This window comes from Metabacillus niabensis (assembly GCF_902829255.1).
Lineage (GTDB): Bacteria > Bacillota > Bacilli > Bacillales > Bacillaceae > Metabacillus > Metabacillus niabensis.
The window spans coordinates 16,913-27,130 of sequence record NZ_CADEPK010000117.1 but is presented as its reverse complement, the minus strand read 5'-3'; the positions used below and the strand labels follow the sequence as shown (position 1 = coordinate 27,130).

Genomic DNA, 10,218 nt, shown 5'->3' with positions numbered 1-10,218 from the left:
GTCGTTAAATAGTACCGTTTTCATTGGAGGGATCTATTTGTAAGTCTTGAATGTTTAGCATAGAGATATTAAGAGAAAGGGTGACCAAGGTGACTCTCATTTGTCCAACAGACTTTGACATTCATTTGTTTCACGAAGGACAGTGTTTTGAAAGCTATGGATTTTTTGGAGCTCATATTCAGGAGCGTAATGGTATCGTTGGAACAAACTTCTGTGTATGGGCACCACATGCAAATCAAGTTAGTGTAGTTGGGAATTTTAATTCCTGGAATGGAGAAAACCATCAAATGGAACGAATGAATGAGGAGGGGATATGGACTCTTTTTATAGCTAATTTAGGTGTAGGAGAATTGTATAAGTATGAAATCATCACAAAAACTGGCACTTCAATTTTAAAAGCAGATCCTTATGCATTTTATTCTGAGGTTAGACCAAATTCTGCGTCGATTATCTATGATCTTTCCGGATATAAATGGAGTGATCAAAAATGGAGACGAAGAAAACGGAGGAAGCAGCCTTATGATAATCCGATTTCCATATATGAAGTTCATCTTGGTTCATGGAAGGTTAAGGAAAATGGAGACTTACTAAGTTATTCAGAGTTAGCAAAGGAATTAATTCCTTATGTAATTGAACATGGATTTACCCATATTGAATTATTACCAATTGTTGAGCATCCATATGATCGATCTTGGGGGTATCAAGGTACTGGTTATTATTCAGTTACTAGTCGTTTTGGGACACCACACGAATTTATGAGTTTTGTTAATGAATGTCATGAAGCAGATATAGGGGTTATTATCGACTGGGTTCCAGGCCATTTCTGTAAAGATGCCCATGGTTTATATATGTTTGATGGTGAACCAACTTTTGAATATTACCATGAAAAGGATCGAGAAAATTATGAATGGGGTACCGCAAATTTTGATTTAGGAAAACCAGAGGTGCAAAGCTTTCTTATTTCTAACGCTATTTTTTGGGTAGAGTATTTTCATATTGATGGTTTTCGTGTTGATGCTGTTGCCAATATGCTGTATTGGCCAAATTCAAATGAACTTGTTGAAAATCATCATGCTGTTCAGTTCCTGAAAAAGCTTAATGAAGCAGTTTTTGCAAGAGACCCAGATATTTTAATGATTGCTGAGGATTCAACTGATTGGCCAATGGTAACTGCTCCTACCTCGTCAGGTGGTCTTGGCTTTAACTATAAATGGAATATGGGTTGGATGAATGACATTTTGACCTATATGGAGACTTCTCCAGAGCAACGACATAATTTCCACCATAAAGTAACATTCTCCCTTTTATATGCATTTTCGGAAAATTTCATCTTACCATTCTCACATGATGAAGTTGTGCACGGAAAAAAATCTTTGCTAAATAAAATGCCAGGTGATTATTGGCAAAAGTTTGCTCAATTACGTTTGTTGTATGGGTATATGATAACTCATCCTGGAAAGAAGCTATTATTTATGGGGGGTGAGTTTGGACAATTTGATGAGTGGAAGGATTTAGAGCAGTTAGATTGGTTTTTAGATGATTATGAGATGCATAGTAAAATACGCACTTATTATAAAGAGTTAATGCAATTATATCGTAAACAAAAGGCACTTTTTGAGCTGGATCATGTAGAGAGCGGCTTTGAATGGATTGATGTAAATAATCTTGAACAAAGTATTTTTTCCTTTATTCGAAAAGGAAAAAAGGAAAATGATTTACTCGTCATTATATGTAATTTTAAACCTATTGTTTATCACGATTATAAAATTGGTGTACCACTTGAGACGGAGTATGTTGAAGTCCTTAATAGTGATGATGCGAGGTACGGTGGTTCAAATCAGGTAAATAAAAGAAATATTAAGGCAGCAGTAGGAGAAATGCATGGGAAACCATTCAATCTCTCGGTGACGGTTCCACCATACGGAATTGTTGTTTTCCGTGCAGTTAAAAAAAGAGGGGAGAAAGCAAATGGGAAAAAAGTGCGTCGCAATGTTACTAGCAGGGGGTAAGGGAAGTAGATTAAGTTCACTTACAAAAAATATTGCAAAACCAGCTGTTCCTTTCGGAGGAAAGTATCGAATTATTGACTTTACTTTAAGCAATTGTACGAATTCAGATATAGATACTGTAGGGGTGTTAACCCAATATCAACCACTTGTTTTAAATTCTTATATTGGAATTGGAAGCGTATGGGATTTAGACCGTAAACACGGTGGAGTTACCGTTCTACCTCCTTATACAGAATCGTCTGAGATGAAATGGTATCAAGGAACAGCAAGTGCCATCTATCATAATATTAATTACATTAACCAATATGACCCAGAATATGTTTTGATTTTGTCCGGGGATCATATTTATAAAATGGATTACTCAAAGATGCTAGATTACCATATTCATAAAAATGCAGATGTTTCGATATCTGTTATAGAAGTTCCATGGGAGGAAGCTAGTAGATTTGGAATTATGAATACTGATGAAAAGATGAATGTCGTTGAATTTGCAGAGAAGCCTTCTCAACCAAAAAGCAATTTAGCATCAATGGGGATATATATATTTAAGTGGTCAGTGCTTCAGAAATATTTAGAAGCAGATGAGAAAAATGAGTATTCTAGTCATGATTTCGGTAAAGATATTATCCCATTATTATTAGAAGAAAAACGTCATGTTGTTGCATATCCGTTTAAAGGCTATTGGAAGGATGTCGGAACGGTTAAAAGCCTTTGGGAAGCGAATATGGATTTATTAAAAGATCATCCAGATTTAAATTTATTTGACCAGAATTGGAAAATTTACACGGTTAATTCAAATCATCCCCCACAATTTATAGGAAATGAAGCAATTGTATCAGAATCATTAATTAACGATGGATGTGTTGTGCAGGGAAATATTCATCATTCTGTATTATTCCAAGGAGTAACAATCGGTAAGAAAACAATTGTAAAAAATTCAGTAATTATGCCTGATGCTGTGATTGGGGAAAATGCTTATATCGAAAATGCAATCATTCCTAGTGGGGTTGTAATTCCAAATGGGACGGTTATTTGTCCAGATACAAATTCTGAAGAAATATTACTTGTAACAGAGGAATATGTTGAAGAAATTTCAACAGTCATTGATAGCCAAATAATTTAAAATTTAATAATTTGATCATGAATGAAATTGATCAATAACGATTGAGAAATAGGGTATATACCGTTTTAATAAATGAAATGAAAAGCAATGTTGACAAAGTTGAATGAGAACTAAATGGTTGGAACTGTAGATATAATAGTTCCAGCCATTAACCATTATAGGGAGGCAGAAATGAATAAGAAAATGCTAGGAATTATAGATGCAACTGCTTATAAAGAAAAGATAGAGGATTTAACAGCACATCGCTCTTTAGCTGCAATCCCGATTGCTGGGCGTTATCGCCTCATTGATTTCGTTCTATCGAATATGGTTAATTCACAAATTCATAGTGTTGCTATTTTTCCGAAGTATCAATACCGCTCATTAATGGATCATTTAGGATCAGGTAAACAGTGGGATTTAAACCGAAAGAAGGATGGTTTGTTCTTTTTCCCATCTCCTCATTTACATAATGAGTACGATGAATTTGGATCCTTCCGTCAGTTTTCGGATCATATAGATTTCTTTTTGAGAAGCACGCAAGAATATGCGTTGATTACGAATTGTTATACAGTTTGTAATATTGATTATGAGGAGGTACTTAACCGTCATCTTCAAAATCGCTGTGATATTACGGAAGTGAAAAAAGATGGTAAGTCTTTACAAATGTATATCATGTCAACGAAGCTACTTATTGACCTAATTGAGAATAAAGAAAGAATTAAGGCTAACACATTAGCAGAGGTTGTTAGTGAAAATCCAGATAATCTCCTCATATGCGATTATGAATTTTCAGGATATGTTGCTGTGATTGATTCAATAAGTAGTTATTATAAGCACAGTATGGAAATTTTGAAGCCAACGATTTGGAATGAAATCTTTTTGAAGCATCGGCCAATTTTAACAAAGGCTAAGGATGAGCCGCCAACAAAGTATGGAAAACATGCAATGGTGAAAAACTCTTTAATTGGAAATGGCTGTACAATTGAAGGAGTAGTCGAGAATAGTATTATTTTTCGTGGAGTACATATCGGAAGAGGGACGGTTATTAAAAACAGTGTAATTATGCAGCATTCACAAATCGGAATGGATTGTACATTAGAGAATATGATTGCTGATAAGGATGTACAGGTGTTAGATAGAACGACTGTGAAAGGTTCAGCCCTGCTTCCACAAGTATTAAGAAAAAGAACAATCCAAGGAGCGATGATGAAGTCGTGAATGTTTTATTTGCTGTTTCTGAATGTGTACCATTTGTTAAGTCAGGTGGTTTAGCCGATGTAGCAGGTGCCTTACCAAAGGAATTAAAGAAGCTAGGAGCAAATGTAAAGATAATCCTTCCAAAATATAGCTGTATCCCAGAGAATATTCGGGAACAAATGGTGAAAATAGACGAACTGACTGTATCAGTTGGCTGGCGACAGCAATATTGTGGAGTCGAAATGCTGGAATATGAAGGATTGACTTATTATTTTCTTGATCATGAGTATTATTTTTATCGTGATTCTTTATATGGGCATTATGATGATGCAGAGCGGTTTTCTTTTTTTTGTAGAGGGGTATTAGATACTTTACCAGTAATTGACTTCAAGCCAGATATTATTCATTCACATGATTGGCATACAGGGATGATTAGTTTTCTTTTGAAAGAGGAATATGCGAAAAAGCCGTTTTATCAAAAGGTGAAAACTGTTTTTACAATTCATAATTTACAATTCCAAGGAATCTTCCCATTCGGAATATTGAGTGATCTTCTTAATACCGATGAGGAGAAGTTTAAGTTCGTTGAATTTTATGGAAATGTCAGTTTTATGAAGGCTGCAATTGAAAGCTCTGACATGATTACGACAGTAAGTCCGACTTATAAAGAAGAAATCCAAACTCCTTATTATGGAGAGCGTCTTGATGGGCTATTACGCTCAAATTCTGCTAAGCTTGTTGGGATTCTTAATGGAATAGACGAAAGAATATATAACCCAGAAACAGACGAGGAGATTGAGGAACAATATAATATTGATTCAATGAAGAAAAAAGCTGTTAATAAAGCTAGTTTACAAACTGAATTTGGGTTACCAATCAAAGTAGATACACCCCTTATCTCAATGGTAACTCGGTTAACGAAGCAAAAAGGCTTAGATTTAATTAAACGTGTTCTTCATGAAATTTTGAGTCGGGATGTTCAAATGATTGTCCTAGGTACTGGTGATAAAGAGTTCGAGGATTTCTTCGCACATATGGAATGGCTTTATCCTAAAAAATTTAAAGCTTATATTGGCTTTGATGAAGGGCTTGCACATCGGATATATGCAGGAGCGGATATGTTTTTAATGCCTTCTAAGTTTGAGCCTTGCGGGTTAGGTCAACTCATTGCGTTAAGATATGGCACGATTCCAATAGTTAGAGAGACAGGAGGATTAAATGATACTGTGTTTTCCTATCGTGAGGATACAGAAGAAGGTAACGGCTTTACGTTTAGAAACTTCAATGCACATGATATGCTACATACCACTTATCGAGCAGTTGAGTTTTACCATCAGAAGGAAATATGGCAGCAATTAATTAAACGAGCTATGGAGCATGATTATAGCTGGAGGCAATCTGCAAAAATGTATAACGAGCTGTATACTGAACTCATCACTAGGAGGGAAAAACGTGTTCTCTAACAAAGACGAGTTTAAAGAATTCTTTTTAAAAAGATTAGAAAGCATGTGTGGAAAGGGCTTTGAACAGTCGACAAAGCGTGATCAATATCATACGTTAGGGAATATGGTTAGAGAATATATTAGTTCAAAATGGATTGAGACAAAGGAATTATACAGAGCAGATAATAAAAAACAAGTGTATTATTTATCAATTGAGTTTTTACTAGGACGTTTATTAGGTCAGAATTTATTAAACTTGCAAATAAAGGATGTTGTTGAAGAAGGATTGAAGGATTTACATATTTCATTAAGTGAAATTGAAGAATGTGAATCAGACCCTGCCTTAGGGAACGGAGGATTAGGGAGATTAGCAGCATGCTTTTTGGATTCGTTAGCAACATTGAATTTACCAGGGCATGGATATTGTATTAGATATAAGCATGGATTATTTGATCAAAAAATTGTTGACGGCTATCAGGTGGAATTACCAGAACAATGGTTACGTCATGGGAATGTTTGGGAAGTTCGTAAGCCTGAGGAAGCGGTTGAAATATCATTTTGGGGAAGAATTGAAACAAATTATACGAACAATATTCTTACCTTTAAACATGTTGATGCAGAGAAGGTTTTAGCAGTTCCATATGATATGCCTGTTGTTGGATACCAGGTAGACACTGTTAATACATTAAGACTATGGAATGCAGAACTAGCTGCATTTGGTCCAGACCAAGATATTTTATCCTACAAACGGGAAACAGAAGCAATTACTGATTTTTTATATCCGGATGATACACATGATCATGGGAAAATTTTACGGTTGAAGCAGCAGTATTTTCTCGTTTCTTCTAGTATTCAAAGCATTATAGCTTCGTATAAAAAGGAAAGATCAAATTTAAGAGAGCTTCATCATTATGTAGCGATTCATATAAATGATACCCATCCTGCAATGGCGATACCTGAATTAATGAGAATATTAATAGATGTAGAAGGATTTAGCTGGGAGGAGGCTTGGGAGGTAACGAGTCATACTGTTTCTTATACAAATCATACGATTCTCTCAGAGGCATTGGAGAAGTGGCCTGTTCATCTATTTAAACCCTTATTGCCTAGAATTTATATGATAATAGAGGAAATTAATGAACGGTTTTGTGCAGAACTATGGGAGCGGTATCCTGGAGAATGGGAACGAATTGAGCATATGGCGATCATTGCCCACGGTTTAGTGAAAATGGCACACCTTTCAATCGTAGGGAGCAGCAGTATTAATGGAGTGGCGAAAATTCATTCAAATATATTAAAGAATAGAGAAATGAAATCATTTTATGAATTTTATCCTTGGAAATTTAATAATAAAACGAATGGAATTTCACACCGCAGATGGCTATTAAAGGCTAACCCTCAATTAACAGCATTAATTACTAATAGTATCGGAAACGAATGGGTGAAGCAGCCAGAGAAGTTAATCGAATTAAGAAATCATGTTGATGACCCTTTATTAATTGAACAATTTGCAAATGTAAAACGAAAGCGAAAAGAAATTTTAGCAAAGAAAATAGCTGAAAAGAATGGTATTAAGGTAGATGTTGATTCCATTTTTGATGTTCAGGTTAAAAGATTGCATGCATATAAACGTCAATTATTAAATGTCCTTCACATTATGTATCTATATAATCGGCTAAAGGAGGATCCAAACTATTTCATTCAGCCACGAACATTTATTTTTGGTGCCAAGGCGTCACCAACATATTACTATGCAAAAAAAGTGATTAAGCTAATTCATTCCCTAGCAGAAAAGGTAAATAATGACCCGAGGGTTTCTCAGGTTATCAAAGTTGTCTTCATGGAAAATTATCGAGTTTCATTAGCTGAGGATATTTTTCCTGCTGCAGATGTAAGTGAACAAATATCAACTGCTAGCAAAGAGGCATCGGGAACTGGAAATATGAAGTTTATGATGAACGGTGCCTTAACAGTCGGTACGTTAGACGGAGCGAATATTGAAATGATGGAGGAGATTGGCGCTGACTATATCTTTACCTTCGGGTTGACGGCTGATGAGGTTTTGAAATACGAGGAAAATGGTCGCTATCGCTCAATGGAATATTATCATCATGACCAACGAATTCGCCAAGTTGTAGACCAATTAACAAATGGTTTTTTCAATGAAGATGAAGGAGAATTCGAATCGATAGCAGACTCGTTGCTAGTACAAAATGATCAATATTTTGTTTTACGGGATTTCGCTTCTTACATTGATGTACAGGAAAAAGTGGGAATTGCTTATCAGGATAGAGTAACCTGGCTAAAAAAGGCATTAGTCAATATTTCTCATTCTGGATTATTTTCTAGTGATCGAACGATTCAGCAGTATGCAGAGGAAATTTGGAATATAACACCTGTTCTTCAAAGTAATCAGAAATAGCTCCCAAGCAATAATAAAAAGGAAAGGGGACGCAGAAATCCTTCTTTCCTTTTTACATTAACAAAGGTGAATTGCTGTGATTATAGCGGAATATTACATTGTAATAACCTAATAGTTTTCTCCTTTTTATCGATCACCATCTAATAATCGACCTATACCGCCTAAAATACTACCTTCACCACGACTATCTCCTCCTGCTGAAGGGGCACTTGCAATCACACGGTCTGCAAGACGACTAAATGGTAAGGTTTGAATCCAAACAGTTCCTGGTCCTTGTACGGTAGCAAAGAATAATCCTTCACCTCCGAAGAAGGCTGATTTTACTTTACCAACAAATTCAATATTATAATCTACATCTTTTGTCAATGCGACAAGACAACCAGTATCGATTCTAAGTTTTTCACCGGGCTGTAGATCTTTTCGAATAATCGTGCCTCCAGCATGTAAAAATGCTAGACCATCACCTTCAAGCTTCTGCATGATGAAGCCTTCTCCACCAAAAAAGCCTGTTCCTAATTTCTTCTGAAAATCTATTCCAACTGATACTCCTTTTGCAGCACATAAAAATGAATCCTTTTGACAAATTACTTTTCCACCAAGACTGCTTAAGTCAACCGGAATGATTTTACCAGGATATGGTGCTGCAAAGGAAACACGTTTTTTCCCAACACCTTTATTTGTAAAAACAGTCATGAATAAGCTTTCGCCCGTTAGTACTCGCTTCCCTGCTCCAACTAGCTTACTAAGAAACCCTTTTTGACCACTATCGTCACCGAAAATTGTTTCCATGTCTATGCCATCTTCCATCATCATCATACCGCCGGCTTCAGCGATGACGCTTTCATTTGGGTCTAGTTCAATTTCAACACATTGCATATCGTCTCCATGCAGTTCATAATCAATTTCATGTGCGTTCATATTTGTTTCCCCCTCAGGTATGTATACATATAAATATATCATCCTTATTTTACAGGGTTTCTCCCTAATAGAGAAGAAAATTTATTGGTTTTATTTTACTTTTGGCTGTTTCTGACTTTAACTAATGGTTCCATAAAAAACGCCATCTTTTAAAGATGGCATTTACTTAGTCAGCGTCTCTTTCAGTATATGGATCCTTTTCATAGCCAGGTAAATCACCAAACATTGTCATTATACCCTCTTCATCAAGCTCCTCTTCATATTTCTCATGCTGTGTAGATGGATAGACTGTGATGTTTTTACCTTCAATATCAGTACCAATAAAGTTTTCATAATCTTCTACATAACCTTCTGGCTCCTCTGAATCCATGTAGACGTCATTATAATGGTCTTTAGGATAGGATAAGTCAGAAGGTGTTTCAGAAGAACCAAAGCTGTTTACAATTTGATAGGCATCCTCAGCATCAAACGCAACATCTTCATCTTTATCATCATAATTAAATTTTCCGAAAGGAGGCATTAATACACCTTCTTCAATTGGCCGATTATGGGATACAACCTCCTCTGGAGCATGGTTAATACATGTCGTTGTAGTTGGGATTGCATCAAGTCTATCTATAGGGATTTCTATTCCGCAGACTTGGCACTTACCATATGTTCCATTTTCAATTGCTTTCAGAGCTCGGTTTATATCGTTTAATTCTTCCTCAATATGTTCATTTAAAGCAATGTCTTTTTCTCGTTCATAAAGTTCTGTTGCTTCATCAGCTGGGTGGTTGTCATAACTGGAAAGATCACCAACTGATTCATGAAAATGACCAGCCTCTAATCCAAAATGTGCTGTCATGTCCATACGTTGTTTAATTTCATCCTTCATTTCTTCAAGCTGTGAACGGAAGGACTCTACTTGTTGTGAACTTAGCATGCCATCCACGCTCCTTCCTAAATTAGTTCTATCCCTATTATGATCAGTTTTTTAGGGAAACATGAATGAAAAAAATTACAAAATACACATAGTGCTTCGATATTAAATGAAAAAATCAAACATTAAACTTATTATTACCATTTATACCTATAAAATGTTTGCATGTTTTTTACCTTTTCATTTTAATCCTGAAGATGAAG

Annotated in this window: 7 protein-coding genes; 5 read left to right on the top strand and 2 right to left on the bottom strand. The window is 35.6% G+C overall.

Translation table 11 applies throughout. The features are described 5' to 3' along the window. Positions 1 to 89 precede the first annotated feature (89 nt). From glgB to HU235_RS10685, 5 genes are all read left to right on the top strand, one after another. Positions 90 to 2,009: a 1,4-alpha-glucan branching enzyme gene (gene glgB, locus HU235_RS10705; protein WP_233452196.1), complete on the top strand. Its 1,920-nt coding sequence runs from the start codon at positions 90 to 92 to the stop codon at positions 2,007 to 2,009. Continuing rightward, a complete protein-coding gene (locus tag HU235_RS10700) occupies positions 1,969 to 3,132 on the top strand; it encodes a glucose-1-phosphate adenylyltransferase (RefSeq protein ID WP_095302435.1) in 1,164 nt (387 codons plus the stop codon). The genes glgB and HU235_RS10700 overlap by 41 nt, the downstream gene beginning before the upstream one ends. 171 nt (positions 3,133 to 3,303) lie before the next feature. Next, on the top strand, positions 3,304 to 4,332 hold the full coding sequence (locus tag HU235_RS10695) for a GlgC family sugar phosphate nucleotidyltransferase (protein ID WP_095302438.1): 1,029 nt from the start codon (positions 3,304 to 3,306) through the stop codon (positions 4,330 to 4,332). Further along, positions 4,329 to 5,774: a glycogen synthase GlgA gene (gene glgA, locus HU235_RS10690; protein WP_174880217.1), complete on the top strand. Its 1,446-nt coding sequence runs from the start codon at positions 4,329 to 4,331 to the stop codon at positions 5,772 to 5,774. The genes HU235_RS10695 and glgA overlap by 4 nt, the downstream gene beginning before the upstream one ends. Further along, complete coding sequence (locus HU235_RS10685; RefSeq protein ID WP_095302433.1) at positions 5,764 to 8,175, top strand: glycogen/starch/alpha-glucan phosphorylase; 2,412 nt, start codon at positions 5,764 to 5,766, stop codon at positions 8,173 to 8,175. Before glgA ends, HU235_RS10685 begins: the two co-directional genes overlap by 11 nt. A gap of 126 nt (positions 8,176 to 8,301) precedes the next feature. Here the strand turns inward: HU235_RS10685 and HU235_RS10680 are convergent, their stop codons facing one another. Next, positions 8,302 to 9,093, bottom strand: coding sequence for a TIGR00266 family protein (locus HU235_RS10680; RefSeq protein WP_095302432.1), 792 nt, complete (start codon positions 9,091 to 9,093; stop codon positions 8,302 to 8,304). A gap of 166 nt (positions 9,094 to 9,259) precedes the next feature. Next, positions 9,260 to 10,018: a yteA family sporulation protein gene (locus tag HU235_RS10675; RefSeq protein ID WP_095302437.1), complete on the bottom strand. Its 759-nt coding sequence runs from the start codon at positions 10,016 to 10,018 to the stop codon at positions 9,260 to 9,262. Positions 10,019 to 10,218: the final 200 nt, after the last annotated feature.